The sequence below is a fragment of the Streptomyces sp. NPDC088915 genome (assembly GCF_044749825.1).
In the GTDB taxonomy this organism is placed as follows: Bacteria; Actinomycetota; Actinomycetes; order Streptomycetales; family Streptomycetaceae; genus Streptomyces.
Map to the genome: position 1 here is coordinate 1 of NZ_JBIVIR010000007.1, position 15,044 is coordinate 15,044.

The 15,044-nt window shown below is 73.1% G+C and carries 13 protein-coding genes and 2 pseudogenes; 4 read left to right on the forward strand and 11 right to left on the reverse strand.

The features are described 5' to 3' along the window. Positions 1 to 112 precede the first annotated feature (112 nt). The 4 genes from ACIP5O_RS14345 to ACIP5O_RS14360 are packed head-to-tail and all read right to left on the reverse strand — an operon-like array spanning position 113 to position 3,786. Positions 113 to 781 carry a response regulator gene (locus ACIP5O_RS14345; RefSeq protein ID WP_401292735.1) on the reverse strand — a complete coding sequence of 223 codons (669 nt, stop codon included), beginning with the start codon at positions 779 to 781 and terminating at the stop codon, positions 113 to 115. After that, a complete protein-coding gene (locus ACIP5O_RS14350; protein WP_401292738.1) occupies positions 778 to 2,052 on the reverse strand; it encodes a sensor histidine kinase in 1,275 nt (424 codons plus the stop codon). Before ACIP5O_RS14350 ends, ACIP5O_RS14345 begins: the two co-directional genes overlap by 4 nt. Positions 2,053 to 2,065: 13 nt before the next feature. Beyond that, positions 2,066 to 2,860 (reverse strand): ABC transporter permease, encoded by a 795-nt coding sequence (locus ACIP5O_RS14355; protein ID WP_401292740.1) that lies wholly within the window; start codon positions 2,858 to 2,860, stop codon positions 2,066 to 2,068. Further along, on the reverse strand, positions 2,857 to 3,786 hold the full coding sequence (locus tag ACIP5O_RS14360; protein ID WP_401292742.1) for an ABC transporter ATP-binding protein: 930 nt from the start codon (positions 3,784 to 3,786) through the stop codon (positions 2,857 to 2,859). The genes ACIP5O_RS14355 and ACIP5O_RS14360 overlap by 4 nt, the downstream gene beginning before the upstream one ends. Before the next feature lie 149 nt (positions 3,787 to 3,935). Between ACIP5O_RS14360 and ACIP5O_RS14365 the strand changes: the two are divergent. Together ACIP5O_RS14365 and ACIP5O_RS14370 are read left to right on the forward strand one after the other, a co-directional pair. Continuing rightward, positions 3,936 to 4,490 (forward strand): annotated as a pseudogene (locus ACIP5O_RS14365) (GNAT family N-acetyltransferase); the annotation flags it as partial. Between the two features lie 138 nt (positions 4,491 to 4,628). Beyond that, positions 4,629 to 5,090 (forward strand): annotated as a pseudogene (locus ACIP5O_RS14370) (GNAT family N-acetyltransferase); the annotation flags it as partial. A gap of 7 nt (positions 5,091 to 5,097) precedes the next feature. On the opposite strand, the gene ACIP5O_RS14375 reads toward ACIP5O_RS14370, so the two are convergent. The 6 genes from ACIP5O_RS14375 to ACIP5O_RS14400 form a co-directional block, all read right to left on the reverse strand. After that, positions 5,098 to 6,789: a type VI secretion protein gene (locus ACIP5O_RS14375; protein ID WP_401292744.1), complete on the reverse strand. Its 1,692-nt coding sequence runs from the start codon at positions 6,787 to 6,789 to the stop codon at positions 5,098 to 5,100. Between the two features lie 46 nt (positions 6,790 to 6,835). After that, positions 6,836 to 8,230, reverse strand: a complete 1,395-nt coding sequence (locus ACIP5O_RS14380; RefSeq protein WP_401292746.1) for an ATP-binding protein — start codon at positions 8,228 to 8,230, stop codon at positions 6,836 to 6,838. Positions 8,231 to 8,250: 20 nt separating this feature from the next. After that, complete coding sequence (locus tag ACIP5O_RS14385; protein WP_401292748.1) at positions 8,251 to 9,804, reverse strand: SCO6880 family protein; 1,554 nt, start codon at positions 9,802 to 9,804, stop codon at positions 8,251 to 8,253. Beyond that, positions 9,801 to 11,144 carry a hypothetical protein gene (locus ACIP5O_RS14390; RefSeq protein ID WP_401292751.1) on the reverse strand — a complete coding sequence of 448 codons (1,344 nt, stop codon included), beginning with the start codon at positions 11,142 to 11,144 and terminating at the stop codon, positions 9,801 to 9,803. Before ACIP5O_RS14390 ends, ACIP5O_RS14385 begins: the two co-directional genes overlap by 4 nt. After that, positions 11,134 to 11,973: a hypothetical protein gene (locus tag ACIP5O_RS14395; protein WP_401292754.1), complete on the reverse strand. Its 840-nt coding sequence runs from the start codon at positions 11,971 to 11,973 to the stop codon at positions 11,134 to 11,136. The genes ACIP5O_RS14390 and ACIP5O_RS14395 overlap by 11 nt, the downstream gene beginning before the upstream one ends. Positions 11,974 to 12,089: 116 nt before the next feature. Continuing rightward, complete coding sequence (locus tag ACIP5O_RS14400; protein WP_024757447.1) at positions 12,090 to 12,398, reverse strand: hypothetical protein; 309 nt, start codon at positions 12,396 to 12,398, stop codon at positions 12,090 to 12,092. Between the two features lie 457 nt (positions 12,399 to 12,855). Between ACIP5O_RS14400 and ACIP5O_RS14405 the strand changes: the two genes are divergently transcribed. Further along, positions 12,856 to 13,815 (forward strand): NlpC/P60 family protein, encoded by a 960-nt coding sequence (locus ACIP5O_RS14405; RefSeq protein WP_401293499.1) that lies wholly within the window; start codon positions 12,856 to 12,858, stop codon positions 13,813 to 13,815. Positions 13,816 to 14,021: 206 nt separating this feature from the next. Next, a complete protein-coding gene (locus ACIP5O_RS14410) occupies positions 14,022 to 14,753 on the forward strand; it encodes a phosphatase PAP2 family protein (protein ID WP_401292756.1) in 732 nt (243 codons plus the stop codon). Positions 14,754 to 14,804: 51 nt separating this feature from the next. Here the strand turns inward: ACIP5O_RS14410 and ACIP5O_RS14415 are convergent, their stop codons facing one another. Beyond that, the gene (locus ACIP5O_RS14415) at positions 14,805 to 14,972 is read right to left on the reverse strand and encodes a hypothetical protein (protein ID WP_401292758.1); all 168 of its coding nucleotides are present in this window, start codon (positions 14,970 to 14,972) and stop codon (positions 14,805 to 14,807) included. Positions 14,973 to 15,044 lie beyond the last annotated feature (72 nt).

Consider the following 15,044-nt stretch of genomic DNA (forward strand, 5'->3'; position numbering starts at 1 on the left):
GGGGGGACCCTGTGGGAGAGTAGGACACCGCCGAACAATCATTGTGGGAAAGCCCCGCACCTTTATGGTGCGGGGCTTTTCTGCGTTCACGGGCCGTTCCCCGACCGCCTTTTCAGGCCGGCGCGACCAGCTGGGCGTCGTACGCCAGGATGACCGCCTGGACGCGGTCGCGGGCGCCCGTCTTGGCGAGGATGCGGCTCACGTGGGTCTTCACCGTGGATTCCGCGAGGTGGAGGCGGGTGGCGATCTCGGTGTTCGTCCAGCCCCGGCCGATGACCGTGAGGATCTCGCGTTCCCGGTCCGTCAGGGCGGCGAGACGGGGGTCCTCCGGGCGGGGTCCGTGCGCGGGCGACGGCGGCAGGTGGTGGATGTAGGTGTCCAGGAGGCGGCGGGTGAGGCTCGGGGCCACGACCGCGTCGCCGGCGGCCACCGCGCGGACGCCCGCGAGGAGCTCCTCCGGCTGGGCGTCCTTCACCAGGAAGCCGCTGGCGCCGGCGCGCAGGCCGTCGTACGCGTACTCGTCCAGGTCGAAGGTGGTGACGATCAGGACGCGGGTGCGGGCGCCCGTGGCGATGACGCGGCGGGTCGCCTCGATGCCGTCGAGGCCCGGCATCCGGATGTCCATCAGGACGACGTCGGGGCGCAGGCCGTCGACCAGGCGGACCGCCTCGGCGCCGTTCGACGCCTCGCCGACGACGGTCATGTCGTCCTGGCTCTCCAGCAGGATGCGGAAGCCGAAGCGCTGCATCGGCTGGTCGTCCGCGATGAGAACGGTCGTCACGAGGGGGAGACCTCCCGGGGGGTTCGCAGGGGTATGCGGAGCCGGACGGCCCAGCCGCCGACCGGCAGCGGGCCACAGTCGAGTGTGCCGTCGTAGAGGGCCGCGCGTTCGCGCATTCCGGTGAGACCCTGGCCCTGCCCCCGAGGGGCGTGGGCGGCGCCCGTTCCCGTGTCCGTGACCTCCACCCGTACCTCCTCGGGGGTGTGCGTCAGGAGCACGGTCGCCCTCGCGGTGGGGCCCGCGTGCTTGAGGGTGTTCGTCAGGGCCTCCTGCACCACCCGGTAGACCGTCAACTGGGCGCCGGGGGACAGGGGTGGGGCCGGGGGCTCGCCGTGGGTGCGGAGCCGTACCGGCAGGCCCGCCTCGCGTACGCCGGTGAGCAGGGCGTCCAGGTCCGCGAGGGTCGGCTGGGGGTCCCGTACGGCCTCCTGCTCGTCGTCGCGCAGGACGCCCAGGAGGCGGCGGAGGTCGGCGAGGGCCTCGCGGCTCGTCGTGCCGATGGCGTCGAGGGCCTGGACGGCCCGCTCGGGGCTCTTGGCCGCCGCGTACCGGCCGCCGTCCGCGAGACCGGTGATGACCGAGAGGTTGTGGCCGATGATGTCGTGCATCTCGCGGGCGATGCGGGTCCGTTCGGCCGCCGCGGCGAGCCGGACCTCCTGGTCGCGTTCGACCTCCAGGCGGCGGGCCCGGTCGACGAGGCCCGCCGTGCGGTCCTTGCGGGAGCGGACCGTGATGCCGAGGAGGGCGACGAGCGCGTACGCCCACAGGGTGGGGACGACCCGCTGGTCCCAGCTCCCCGGGACGAAGCGGACGGCCCCCGTCACCAGCGGCGGCAGGAGCAGGGCGAGGGCCCACAGGAGCGCGCGGGGCGGGCGGAGCAGCGCGATGTGGAAGACCGGGAGCAGCTGGAGGTACGAGGCCTGGAGAAAGGCGCCCGAGGCGTCGCTGACGAGCGCCGCGCCCGCCATCACGGCCAGGGCGGTCGTGGGGTGGCGGCGGCGCCAGTACAGCGGCACGGTCAGGGCCAGGCTGAGGACGGCCACGAGCCGGGCCGGCAGGGTCGGGTCCGGGGCGGTGTTCCGCCAGCCGCCCGTCGCGTCCACGAGCGCCGCCACGACCCAGCAGGACGTCACCACCGCGTCCCAGGGCCGGGGGTGGCGGGCGTCGAAGGCACGCACGCGCGTGAGGAGGCGGTCGACGTGGCGGCTGAGGCCCGTCCCCGTGTCCGTACGCGTGCCCCCGCTCCGGTGTTCTTCCGTCTCCGTCGTCACGCCGTCATCTTCCTCACACGTCCCGGCGCTTGAGCAACAGGGTGGGGACGGCCAGTGCCGCGGACGCCCACAGGAGCAGGGCCAGGAGGGCCGCGCCGGGGGAGGCCGCGCCCGGGAGCGCGGTCGAGGAGCCGAGGACGCCGGCGGCCTGGGTGGGGAAGTACCGGAGGGCCGTGTCCACCGCCTCGTACGGGAGCATGCCGAGGACCTCGGGGACGATCAGGACTCCGCCGACGAAGGCGCCGATCGCGCCCGGCACCGAGCGGAGGGCGGCGCCGAGTCCGAGGGCGATCACGCCGAGGAGGGTGACGCCGGCGGCGTTGCCCGCGACGGCGGCGAGGACGCCGTCGTCGGTGAGGGAGGCGGCCTGGTCGGTGTCGTCGAGGAAGACCTGGGCGGTGAGGAAGGTCAGGAGGGCCGTCGTCAGGGAGAGGGCGAAGACCATGGCGGTGTAGACGGCGGCCTTCGCCCACAGGACGGGGAGGCGGCGGGGGACGGCGGTCAGGGAGGCGCGGACCGTGCCCGTCGCGTACTCGCCGGCGGTGACGAGGATGCCGAGGACGGCGAGGGCGATGCCGCCGAGCCGGGAGCCGTAGAGGGTGAGGACGACGGTGTCGACGTCGGAGTCGCCGCCGTCGGAGGTGTAGGTGGCGCCCATGAGGAGGCCGACGCCGAGGAGGAACGCGACGGCGGTGAGGACGGTGATCCAGGTGGAGCGGACCGTCCACAGCTTGTGCCACTCCGAGCGGAGGACCCGGGCGGGGGTGATGCCGGGTGCGTTTCCGGGAGTGGTGGTCGTGGTGGTCATGCTGCGGCTCCCTGGTGCTCGGGCCGGCGCTCGGTCCGGTACTCGACGGCGTCGCGGGTGAGGTCCATGAAGGCCTGCTCCAGGGAGGGGGCCTGCGGGGTGAGTTCGTGGATGGGCAGGGCGTGGGCGGCGGCCGCGCGGCCGATCCCGGGTGCGTCGAGGCCGGTGACGAGGAGGGTGTCCGGGGCCTCGGCGGTGACCCGGGCGCCGGGCGGGAGCAGGGTCCGCAGCCGGTCCGCCTCGGGGGTGACGACCTTGACGGAGGCGCCGCCGGAGGACCGTACGAGCGCGTCGACCGTGGTGTCGGCGAGGAGCCGGCCCTTGCCGATGACGATCAGGTGGTCGGCGGTGAGGGCCGTCTCGCTCATGAGGTGGGAGGAGAAGAGGACGGTGCGGCCCTCGGCGGCCAGGGACTTGAGGAGGGTGCGGACCCAGAGGACGCCCTCGGGGTCGAGGCCGTTGACCGGTTCGTCGAGGACGACCACGGCCGGGTCGCCGAGGAGGGCGGCGGCGATGCCCAGGCGCTGTCCCATGCCGAGGGAGAAGCCCTTCACGCGCGTGCGGGCGACGTGGGTGAGGCCGGTGAGCGCGAGGACCCGCTCCACGCGCGCGCGGGGGATGCCGTGGGTGTGGGCGAGGGCCATGAGGTGGTGGTGTGCGGACCGGCCCGGGTGCGCGGAGCGGGCTTCGAGGAGGGCGCCGACGCGGGTGAGCGGGGCGCGGTGGCGGTCGTAGGGGTGCCCGTCGACGGTGGCGCGGCCGCGGGTCGGGGCGTCGAGGCCGAGGATCATGCGGAGGGTGGTGGACTTCCCGGCGCCGTTGGGGCCGAGGAAGCCGGTGACGGTGCCGGGGCGGACGGTGAAGCTGAGGTCCTGGACGACGGTCCTGTCCCCGTACCGCTTGGTGAGGTTCTCTGCTCGGATCATGTCTCCGACGCTAGGAGCCGGGCGGGGGCGGGGCGTCGGACCGGGGTGGTGTGCGGGGGGTCCGGGCGTAGTACCGGGGTACGACGTGCGGAGCGGGGGCTCGGGAAATGCCTTGTCAGGGGCGTGTGCCCGTCGTCAGGATCGGGTCCATGGACTCTCTGATACGTGTCATCCGCGCCGACGAGTGGGAGAAGGCCCGCGAGATCCGGCTCGCCGCCCTCCGGGACCCGGTCGCGCACCTGGCGTTCCTCGACACGTACGAGGCCGCCGCCGGGCGGCCCGACGCGTTCTGGCGGGAGCGGGCGGAGGCCTCGTCCGAGGACGGCGACGGGGCGGTGCGGCAGTTCGTGGCCGAGGGGCCCGACGGCACCTGGGCGGGCACGGTCACGCTGCTCGTGGAGCGGCCCTCGGACGAGGTGCGGTTCGGCGGGGCGGCGACGGTGGAGCAGACGCACGTCGTGGGGGTGTACGTGCGCCCCGAGGCGCGCGGGACGGGCGTGATCGACGCGCTGTTCCGGGCGGGCGTGGAGTGGTCCTGGTCGCTGGCGGAGCCGGTGGTCGAGCGGGTGCGGCTGTACGTGCACGAGGAGAACGCGCGGGCGGCGGCCTTCTACCGGCGGTTCGGTTTCACGGCGACGGGCGAGCGGGTGGCGGTGCCGGGGAGCGCGTCGGCGGAGGAGGTGGAGTACGAGCTGCGGCGGCCGGCGGGGGAGCCGGAGGCCGGCGGCGGGTGCGTGGTCCGGGCGGTCCGGTCCGGTGAGTGGGAGAAGGTCCGGGAGCTGCGGCTCGACGCGCTGCGGGACCCGGTGGCCTCCCTCGCCTTCGTGGAGTCGTACGAGGAGGCGGCGGCGCGGCCCGAGTCGTTCTGGCGCGAGCGGGCGGAGGGCGGGTCGGAGGACCTGGGGACGTGGATCCGGCAGTTCGTGGCGGAGGCGGCGGACGGGCGCTGGCTGGGCACGGTGACGGTGCTCGTGGAGCGGCCCGAGGACGGGAAGACGGTCTTCGGGGACGTGGTGGAGGTGCCGCAGGTCGACGTCGTGGGCGTGTACGTACGTCCCGGGGCGCGGGGGCGCGGGCTCGTCGACGCGCTGTTCCGGACGGCCCTGGAGTGGGCGTGGGAGCGGCCGGCGCCGGTCGTCGAGCGGGCCCGGCTCTTCGTGCACGAGGACAACGCGCGCGCGGCGGCCGTCTACCGGCGGCTCGGGTTCGTGCCGACGGGGGGACGGGCGGCGACGCTCGGGGGCGAGGAGTTGACCGATCTGGAGTATGGGCTGCGGCGGCCGGAGTCCTCGCGCGCCAGGTGAGGCGAAGTCAGGCCCTGGGGGTCAGGGCGTCGTTCGGCCAGCGGGTCCTCGCCTGTTCGCGGGAGCGCATCAGGGCCAGGGTGGGCAGGCCCCGGGTCCTGCCCTCGGCCAGGAGGGCCGGGAGCGCGGGGAGCGGGGCGACGGCGGCGACGTCGTCGAGCACCAGGGTGAGTGGTGGGTCGAGCCGACCGTCGGATGACCGTGCGGCCATGCGGCGGCCGCGCTCGACCACGCTTGCGGCGAGCGCCGTCAGGAGCGGCATCGCGCCGGGGTGGGTGCGGGGGTCCTCGATCGATTCACCCACCACGTAGAGGGTGCCCCCTTCGGAGAGGAAAGATGCCAGCGCCAGCGAATCCGTTCGGTTCGGGGTGCACGCCTCCCTGATGTGGACCGTGGAGAACGCGGAGAACGCACGGGCCGTCAGCTCCTGTGCCAGGCGGCGGCTTTCGGGGTGCGCGGTCAGGGCGGACTCCAGGAGCCCGGCCAGGCCGGACACCGCCCTGGGGTGGCTGCGGAGGATCCGTACCGGCTCGTGGGCGTCGGCGCCCTGGGCCCAGCGGTGCACCTGCCGGAAGGGGCGGCCGTCGACGGCCGCCGCGTGCAGCCAGCAGCGCAGGAGCGTTTCCGCGGTGTCGGCGGTCGCCGCGTCCAGCCGGGAGTGCGGGCGGACCGGGGCGAGCAGGGCGGCGGCCCTGTTCTGCGAGGTCTCCGGGTCGCCGCAGTCCTCGGCGGGTGACCAGTGGAGCCGGTCCGGGGTGTCGCAGAGGTGCCCGGGGTCGTAGACGAGGACCGGGCCGAGCTTGCCGCGCGCGTCCTTGGTGTCCGACCAGACGGCGGGGTCGGAGGTGACGACGAGGACCGGGCCTTCGGCGTCCCGCACCGCCTGGACGGCGAGGGGGCGGCGGACGTCGGGCGGACCGAAGAGGGTGCCGTCTCTGCCGTCTCCTGCGGGGGCGGGGTGCCCGGTTGCGGTCGTGGTTGCGTACGCGGTCGTGGTTGCGTACGCGGGTGCGGGTGCGGGTGCGGTGCGGGGCTGTGGGGGGATCTGTGGTTCGGCCGGGGAGAGGGGTGACCTCGGGGTCTCCCGTACGGGGCTCAGGGGGGTGAGGGCGGGTTCCCTGGTGTGCTCGGGTGGGGTGGCCGGGGTCGGGGTCGGGGTTGAGGTCGGGATGGTGGTGGCGGGGGGTCGGGCGGCCGGATCGGTGGCGGTCGCTTCGGTGAACGCCGGGGCCGGGGCCGACGGGGTGCTTGCCGGGTGGGGGCCTGTGTGGTCCCGTACCGGCTTCCGGGGGTTCGGGGCCGGCTCCCGTACGGGTTCCTCGTACGTGCCCGCCCTGCGGTGGGCGCGGACCGCGCGCCAGCGGGTCACCGTGCCCAGGACGAAGACCGCGAGGACCGCCAGGACCATCGCCTCGCCGATCAGGAGGCCCCAGAAGAGGCCGTACCCGGAGAGCTGGGCCGGCGGGGTGGTCGGCCAGGCGGCCGGGAGGTCCGTCGGGGCCGTCACCAGGGAGCGCAGGGCCGGGGGCGTACCGGTGAAGGCGACGCCGTCCGGCCAGGCCCCGTGGGCGAACAGGCCCGCCAGGCCGGTCGCCGTCCACACCAGGACCGTGAGGCAGAGGAGGAGGCCGAACAGGCCGAGCAGCAGCCCGTCCGAGACGCCTCCCCCTCCCTTGCGCGCCGTGTCCGTCTGTCCCATCCGCCCCACCTGCCTTGCTCCGCCTCGCCGGGCCTCGCTCGCCCGCCTACGCCACCGTGGACTGCGAGGAGCCGTTCATCTGCTGCTCGATGAGCATGGCCCGCTGTTCCGTCTCCCATTCCAGTTCCGGGTCGGTGACCGAGGACTCGGTCATGGCGCGGTCGGTGTAGACGAGCGGGCGTTCCTTCTCGGTGATGAGGTGTTTGACCACCTGCACGTTGCCGTTGACGTCCCAGACCGCGATGCCGGGGGTGAGGGTCGGGATGATCTCGACCGCCCAGCGGGGCAGGCCGAGGACCCGGCCGGTGTGGCGCGCCTCGTCGGCCTTCTGGGCGTAGACGGTCCGGGTCGAGGCCATCTTGAGGATCGCCGCGGCCTCCTTCGCCGCCGCTCCGTCGACGACGTCGGAGAGGTGGTGGACGACGGCGACGAAGGACAGGCCGAGGCGGCGGCCGAACTTCAGGAGGCGCTGGAACAGCTGGGCCACGAACGGGCTGTTGATGATGTGCCAGGCCTCCTCGACCAGGAAGATGCGCTTCTTCCGGTCGGGGCGGATCCAGGTGTGCTCCAGCCAGACGCCGACGATCGCCATGAGGATCGGCATGGCGATGGAGTTGCGGTCGATGTGGGAGAGGTCGAAGACGATCAGGGGCGCGTCGAGGTCGATGCCGACGGTCGTCGGGCCGTCGAACATGCCGCGCAGGTCGCCGTCGACCAGGCGGTCCAGGACGAGGGCGACGTCCAGGCCCCAGGCCCGTACGTCGTCTATGGCGACGTTCATCGCCTCGGCGGACTCGGCCTTGGGGTGGCGCAGTTGCTCGACGATGTCGGTGAGGATCGGCTGGCGGTCGGTGACGTGGTTGTTCACGTACGCGTGGGCGACCTTGAGCGCGAAGCCGGAGCGCTCGTCGAGGCCGTGGCCCATCGCCACCTCGATGATGGTGCGGAGCAGCGCGAGCTGTCCCGTGGTGGTGATCGACGGGTCGAGCGGGTTGAGGCGGATCCCGGCGTCGTTGGCGACCATCGGGTCCAGGCGGATGGGGGTTATCCCCAGCTCCTGGGCGATGAGGTTCCACTCGCCGACGCCGTCCTCGCCCTGGGCGTCGAGGACGACGACCTGCCGGTCGCGGAAGCGGAGCTGGCGGAGCACGTACGTCTTCTCCAGGGCCGACTTGCCGTTGCCGGACTCGCCGAGGACCAGCCAGTGGGGGGCGGGGAGCTGCTGCCCGTAGAGCTGGAAGGGGTCGTAGATGTAGCCCTTGCCGCTGTAGACCTCGCGGCCGATGATGACGCCGGAGTCACCGAGGCCGGGGGCCGCGGTCGGCAGGTAGACGGCCTGGGCCTGTCCGGTGGAGGTGCGGACGGGCAGGCGGGTCGTCTCCACCTTCCCGAAGAGGAAGGAGGTGAAGGCGTCGGTGAGGACGGACAGCGGATCTCGCATGGGTCTGTGCCCCTTCGGCCCTAGCGGCGGATGCCGGTCGCGAACGGCAAGGTGTTCACAAAGGCCCGGTGGTGCTCGCGGTCGCACCACTCCAGCTTCAGGTACGACTTGCCGGCCGAGGCCCTGATCGTGCGCTTGTCCCGGGCGAGCGCCTCGGGCGAACGCGACGACACCGTGATGTACCCGACGAGGTTGACCCCGGCAGCGCCGCTGGCGAGATCTTCACCCCGCTGGTCGAGCCGGCCGTGGGCGGCGATGTCGCGCGGGTCGACCGTGCGGTTCATCTTGGCGGCGCGGCTGGCGTCGGCCTCGTCGTTGGTCTTCTCGGTGAGCATGCGCTCGATGGCGACCTCGGTGGGCTCCAGGTCCATGGTGACGGCGACCGTGCGGATGACGTCGGGGGTGTGGACGAGGAGCGGGGCGAGGAAGTTGACGCCGACGGGGGTCATCGGCCACTCCTTGACCCAGGCGGTGGCGTGGCACCAGGGGGCGCGGGTGGAGGACTCGCGGGTCTTGGCCTGGAGGTACGTCGGTTCCATCGCGTCCAGCTCGGCCGGCCAGGTGTTTCGTTTCGTCATGGCCTGGATGTGGTCGATGGGGTGGTCCGGGTCGTACATGGAGTGCACGAGGGACGCGAGCCGGGACTGGCCGAGGGGCTGGCGGACGCGGATGTCGGCCTCGGCGAGGCGGGCGCAGATGTCGGTGAGCTCGCGGGCCATGACGACGGCGAGGCCGGCGTCGCGGTCGAGGCGGCGGGCGCCGGAGGCGTGGCGGGCGGCGCGGGCCATGGCGTTGGCCTCGGCGGCGAGTTCGCGGGTGTAGTGCATGCAGGCGACGAGGTAGGCGCGGTGCTGCTCGCTGGAGGTGGAGACCATGGACTGGAGCTGGTCGTAGGACTCCTGGAGCCACGGGGGCGCGTGCGGGTCGCCGCGCTGGCCGACGTCCTTGGCGTGGGCGTCGGGGTCGGCGGGGAGGGTGCGGGCCAGCATCTGGAGGCGGGTGACGAAGCCGTCGCCGTTGGCGACGTGCTTGAGGAGGGTGCCGAAGCGGTCGACGAGGGCCTCCTGGTCCTCGCTGTCGCGCAGGCCGACGCCGGGGCCCTCGATCTCGATGGCGGCGGTGACGGTGCGGCGGTCGGCGTGGAGGAGGACGGCGATCTCGTCGGGGCCGAAGGGGGCGGAGAGCCAGCCGACGCGGCCGATGCCGGGGGGCGGGCCGATCTCGACCTCGCGGCCGTCGAGGCGGGTGCCGGCCTCGACGACGGAGGAGCGGTAGGCGGTGCCGCGCTTGAGCATCCGCTTGTAGCTGCGGTTGATCTCGAACCACTTGTAGAAGGTGCGGCCCTTGTACGGGAGGTAGACGGCGGCGATCGCGAGCATGGGCAGGCCCGCGAGGAGGGCGATCCGCAGGGGGAGGGAGGGGACGAGGAGTCCGCTCATCATGCCGAGGAAGGCGCCGACGATGATCAGGGCGATCTCGCCGGTCTCGCGGTTCTTGCCGACGATCGCGTTCGGCCGGGCGCGGCCGATGAGATACGTGCGGCGGGGCGCGACCGGCTGGGACTGGGTCGTCAACGCCCTCCACCTCCAGAGTTCTTGCGGTTGCTGTGCGGGGTGCCCGCGGTGGGACTGCTGCTGCGGGGGGCCGGGGGCGGTGTCGCGCCGCCGCCTCCGGCGCCGCCGCGGCTGCTGTGGGCGGCCATGCCGCCGGAGAGCTGGTTGGCGGGGCGGGGGGCCGCGGAGGCCTGGCCGCCACCGCCGCCGTCGCCGCGGCTGCTGTGGGTCTTGATGCCCTGGGAGACGAGGGAGGCGGGGGAGGAGATGACGGCGGCCGCGGTGTTCTCGCCGGCGCGGTGGAGGCGGTTGTTGCGGGAGGCGGCGATCTCGTCGCCGAAGCCGGGGACGAAGCGGTAGATCATCGCGGAGGCGAAGATGGCGAGCAGGATGATCGCGAGGCCGGAGACGACGGCGGAGAAGGAGTCCGGGCCGGTGCCGGAGGAGAGGGCGCCGGCGAGGCCGAGGACGATGACGATGACCGGCTTGACCATGATGATCGCGATCATGATGCCGGCCCAGCGGCGGACGTGGCCCCACATGTTCTTGTCGACGAGGCCGGAGTAGACGACGACGCCGAGGAGGGCGCCGACGTAGAGCATGACGGCGCGGAGGAACAGCTCCAGGTAGAGGACGCCGGCGGCGATCACGGTCACCAGGGACACGATGATCAGCATGATCGGGCCGCCGCCGATGCTGTCGCCCTTCTGGAGGGCCTGCTTGAAGCTGCCGAAGAAGACGTCGGTCTGCTGTCCGGTGCCGGAGGCGATGACCTCGGTGACGGCGTCGGTGGCGTTGACGACGGTGTAGAGGATCAGGGGGGTGAAGGCGGAGGCGAGGACCGTCAGCCAGAGGAAGCCGATGGCTTCGGAGAGGGCGGTGGTGAGGGGGACGCCGCGGATGGCGCGCTTGGCGACGGCGAGGAGCCAGAGGAGGAGGGTGAGGACGGTGGAGGCGGCGAAGACGACGGCGTAGCGGCCGAGGAACTCCATGTTGGTGAAGTCCACGTCGGCGGTCTCTTTGACGGCCTTGGAGAGGTAGTCGAGGGTGGTGACGGCGGCGTCGGCGAAGCCGCGGGAGAGGGAGGCCAGGGGATCCAGGGCCGTGGTGGGGTCGGTGAGCGAACCCTGACCACCGCTCCCGCCGCCGGTCTGTCCCTTCTCGCAGTGCTCCCTGGCCTGCCCCGTGAGGAGTTCACAGCCCCTGCTGGTCGGGCTCGGGGAAGGCGTGGGCGTCGTCGTGGGCGTGGACGGCGGCGTGGGGTCCGCGAAGGCCCGGCCGGCGAACAGGACGGCGGCCGTCTGGACCGCGCCGAACGCGGTGGCGATCCCGGCGCTGCGGACGAGGGGCCTACCGGGCATAAGTGAAGCCTCCGAACTGTCCGACGGCGTCCGCCATGTCCTGGGCTCCGGACGCCCGCTGGTCGCGGGCGACGGGCACGGGACCGTCCTTCTGGGTGGTCTTGGTGACCTTCCAGTCGCCGTCGGCCCACCGCAGTTCGAACGTATCGGTGTACCAGGCCTCGGAGACGGGGTTCCGCGAGGCCTCGCCCGCGAGGCCGAACAGGGTCGAGTACCAGACGGACACCGTCGCCCGGTCGGTGCCGTAGCTCTCCACCTTGGAGCCCACGGGAATGACCCGGGAGATGAACGTCATGCCCTGCGGTGCCGTGCCGTCGGCCTCCAGGCCGATGCGGGTCAGGAGCTCCTTGGAGCCGTAGGCCTCGTCGAGGTCGTTCCGGCGGGCGGCCGCGGCGTCGGGGGTGTAGACCGTGGTGACGATCTCGTCGCGCCCGGCGGTGGTGAACATCGCCGCCGACCCCAGCGCCACCGCGTAGTTCGTCGCCGCGCTCTGGGCGCCCTGTTCGTCGTGGGCGTAGCCCGTGGGGATCGGGCCGTTCCCGGTGGTGACCGGGGGGACGCCCGTGGCCGCCGTGGAGGCCGCCTTGCCCGGGGTGCCGGAGCGGGGGGCGGACGGGTCCGACGGGTCGCCCCCGCCGCGGTTGGCGAGGGCGATGGCGCCGACGAGGAGGACCACCACGCCCACGACCGTGACGAGGGAGCGGGAGCTGCGGACGGGGCGGCGCCCGGCGCCGTACACGTCGCCGCTGTTGCCCTCGGGCAGGCGGGTCCGGGTCTGGCCCGAGCCGCCCACGCCGCCGAAGCTGTCGTGCTCGTCGCCGGGACTCATGCCGGGTACGCCCCCTCACTCGTTCGCGGGTACGGCCGTGCTTCAACAGGACTGGGCATCAGGTTCAGGTGGGCAATCGGGGTGGGCGGTCGCGGGGCGGTCGGTCCGGCGGGGCGTCAGACGGCCATCCCGTACACGATGGTGAAGAGCGTGCCCAGGGAGCCGATGATGAAGACGCCGGTCAGGCCGGCGACGATCAGGCCCTTGCCCTGTTCCGCGCTGAACGTGTCGCGGAGGGCGGTCGCGCCGATGCGCTGCTTGGCCGCGCCCCAGATGGCGATGCCCAGGCAGAGCAGGATGGCCACGGCCATCACGACCTCGATCATCACCTTGGCCTCGTTGCCCAGGCTCCCGAAGGGGCCCCAGTTCGGGGCGATTCCACCGATGATGGTGGTGATGTCGCCCTTTTCAGCCGCCAGGTACATGTAACTCACCGCCCCTGTATGGGTTGTTGGCCGCCCCTCCCGGGCGGCACGGGTCATCGCTCTATCTTCGCTGATGAAACCGCTCGCGTGTGACTGCTTGACGGCTCTCTTTACCCGATCCCCGCACACTTGACCGGTCTGACCGTCTTGACCTGCGGTGGTGTGGCCGGTTTCCGTGTGAAGAAGCGTATGGTCACTCTGTGTATCACGGAGGGTGACTCCGGGCAATGATCGTCGTTGTTCCACTCTTGGGGCGGCGTACGGGCGGCGCACGGCGGCGCGTGTGACGGAGTCGTCGCGCACCGTCCCCACGGAGGGCTCCGCCGCCTAGACTGGATTCCCGGACGTACTGCCATGGGCCGAGGGGTGGTTGACGGTGCGTAGGGCGGGTCGCGGGGCGGGCAGGGCGTGGCTGGTGGCGGGCGGGGCCTTCGGGGTCTGTCTCGCCTTCGTGGCCATGCTCGTCGTCGGCACGTACTCCGCGGCCTCGGGTCTCGCCGCCGGCGCCGGCGCCGGCAGGAACGGCACGGTGGGGCTCGCCAAGGGCGCCGTCCCGGCCCTCTACCAGGGCCTCGTGCAGCGGTGGGGGAACCTCTGCCCCGCCATCAACCCGGCCCTGCTCGCCGCGCAGCTCTACCAGGAGAGCGGCTGGAACCCGCGGGCCGTCTCCCCGGCCGACGCCCGGGGCATCGCCCAGTTCATCCCCGGCACCTGGGCCGGTCACGGCATCGACGGGGACGGGGACGGGGACCGGGACATCTGGGACCCGAAGGACGCGATCCCGTCGGCCGCCTCGTACGACTGCGAGCTCGCCAAATACGTGAAGGACGTCCCCGGGGACCCGGCGAGCAACATGCTGGCCGCGTACAACGCGGGCGCGTACCGGGTGATCCGGCACGGCGGCGTGCCGCCCATCAGCGAGACCCGGAACTACGTCCGCATCATCAAGTCCCTGGAGGAGAGCTTCGCCCGGCCCGTCGGCCGCGTCGACCCGTCGCAGCAGGCCGCGGGCGCCATCCACTACGCGCAGCAGAAGCTCGGCACCCCCTACCTCTGGGGCGGTACGGGCACGGCCGCGCAGAACGGCCGGTTCGACTGCTCCGGGCTCACCCAGGCCGCGTACGACAGCGTCGGGATCCAGCTGCCGCGCGTCGCCAACGACCAGTACAACGCCGGACCGCACCCCGCGCGCGAGGAGCTGCTCCCCGGCGACCTGGTCTTCTTCTCGGACGACCTGACCGACTCGCGGGCCATCCGGCACGTCGGCGTCTACGTCGGCGGCGGGTACATGATCAACGCGCCGCGGACCGGGGCGGTGATCCGCTTCGACCGGATCGACACCCCGGACTACTTCGGCGCCACCCGGGTCACCCCGGAGGGCGCCGCCGCCCTGCCCACGCACCTGCCGCAGACGTAGGGCGGCGTTCGGGGCGTACGGGACATGGCCGGAACTCTCCGTCATGCACAGGCCCTGAGCTGCGGCGGGCCGTCACTCTTCGATAACGTCGGCATGATCCACCGGAGAGAGCGGAACGCACGCCTCAGGCGGTTCGTTCCCTGATCCGACCGCTCTGAACACGGGGGTTGGAAACCACAGACCACGAGAGCAAGGGACCGCAGCAGATGGCTGTACTCGCATCGGACGGTTCGAACCCCGATGTCAGCCTGCTCTACGACATCAACGGGCTGGCCAGGTCGGCCCCGCCGTGGTTCGACCGAGTCATGGCGTACGTCGGCGAGTACGGGATCGTCCTCGCGATCGTCCTCACCGTGCTCGCGTGCTGGTGGAGCGTCCGCCGGCGCGGCACCCCCGCCGACTCCGTCTCGGCCGTCGCCGGTCTCGTCTGGACCCCGCTGGCCGCCGGGACCGCCCTCCTGGTCAACATCCCCATCCGGGGCTTCGTCGAGCGCCCCCGCCCCTTCGTGGACCACCAGGGCCTGGAGGTCCTCGTCGGCGGGAAGACCGACTTCTCCTTCGTCAGCGACCACGCCACCCTGGCGATGGCCCTCGGCGTCGGCCTCTTCGTCGCCCACCGCGGCTTCGGCCTCGCGGCCATCGGCCTGGCCCTCGCCGAGGGCTTCGCGCGGGTCTACCTGGGCGTCCACTACCCGACCGACGTCATCGGCGGGCTCGCCCTCGGCACGGCGGTGGCGCTGCTCCTCGCCCCGCTCGCGCTCGCGCTGCTGACCCCCGTCGTCTCCGCCGTCGCCCGCTCGGGCCGCGGCGCCCGCCTCGTCCGCTCCCGGCGGGCCGACGTGGCGCGGCTCCCGGAGACGGTCGAGATCCCCGAGTCCCGCGTCGGCGGACCGGCCGCAAGGACCGGTCGCAAGGACCGCAAGGACCTGGCCGCCTGACGGCGGGTGAGGAGACCCCCGGGTGATCCCCGGGTGACCCCTGGGCGACCCCTAGGGGGTCTCCGGGCCCGTCGCCGTACGGGTGTGGTCCGCCGCGTCCGTACGCGCCCGGTCCCTCGATCTGCGGGCCGGTCCCGTCCAGCCGCAGCTGCAGCGCGCCAGCGCGAACGAGCCGCGCTCCGTCGTCGTGGTCGTGTGGGAGGAAGCCTGCGCGTACACGCGTCCACCGTACTGCGCGTGACGGCTCGTCCGGGCCGTCGTTATCCGGATCGGGTGTCCCCCGTCCCGGGC

Bases quoted from the DNA above. Each gene is read 5' to 3' on its own strand.
- ACIP5O_RS14355 (WP_401292740.1), bottom strand. From the start codon at position 2,860: ATGACCACCACGACCACCACTCCCGGAAACGCACCCGGCATCACCCCC.
- ACIP5O_RS14360 (WP_401292742.1), bottom strand. From the start codon at position 3,786: ATGATCCGAGCAGAGAACCTCACCAAGCGGTACGGGGACAGGACCGTC.
- ACIP5O_RS14375 (WP_401292744.1), bottom strand. From the start codon at position 6,789: ATGGGACAGACGGACACGGCGCGCAAGGGAGGGGGAGGCGTCTCGGAC.
- ACIP5O_RS14380 (WP_401292746.1), bottom strand. From the start codon at position 8,230: ATGCGAGATCCGCTGTCCGTCCTCACCGACGCCTTCACCTCCTTCCTC.
- ACIP5O_RS14390 (WP_401292751.1), bottom strand. From the start codon at position 11,144: ATGCCCGGTAGGCCCCTCGTCCGCAGCGCCGGGATCGCCACCGCGTTC.
- ACIP5O_RS14395 (WP_401292754.1), bottom strand. From the start codon at position 11,973: ATGAGTCCCGGCGACGAGCACGACAGCTTCGGCGGCGTGGGCGGCTCG.
- ACIP5O_RS14400 (WP_024757447.1), bottom strand. From the start codon at position 12,398: ATGTACCTGGCGGCTGAAAAGGGCGACATCACCACCATCATCGGTGGA.
- ACIP5O_RS14405 (WP_401293499.1), top strand. From the start codon at position 12,856: ATGCTCGTCGTCGGCACGTACTCCGCGGCCTCGGGTCTCGCCGCCGGC.
- ACIP5O_RS14410 (WP_401292756.1), top strand. From the start codon at position 14,022: ATGGCTGTACTCGCATCGGACGGTTCGAACCCCGATGTCAGCCTGCTC.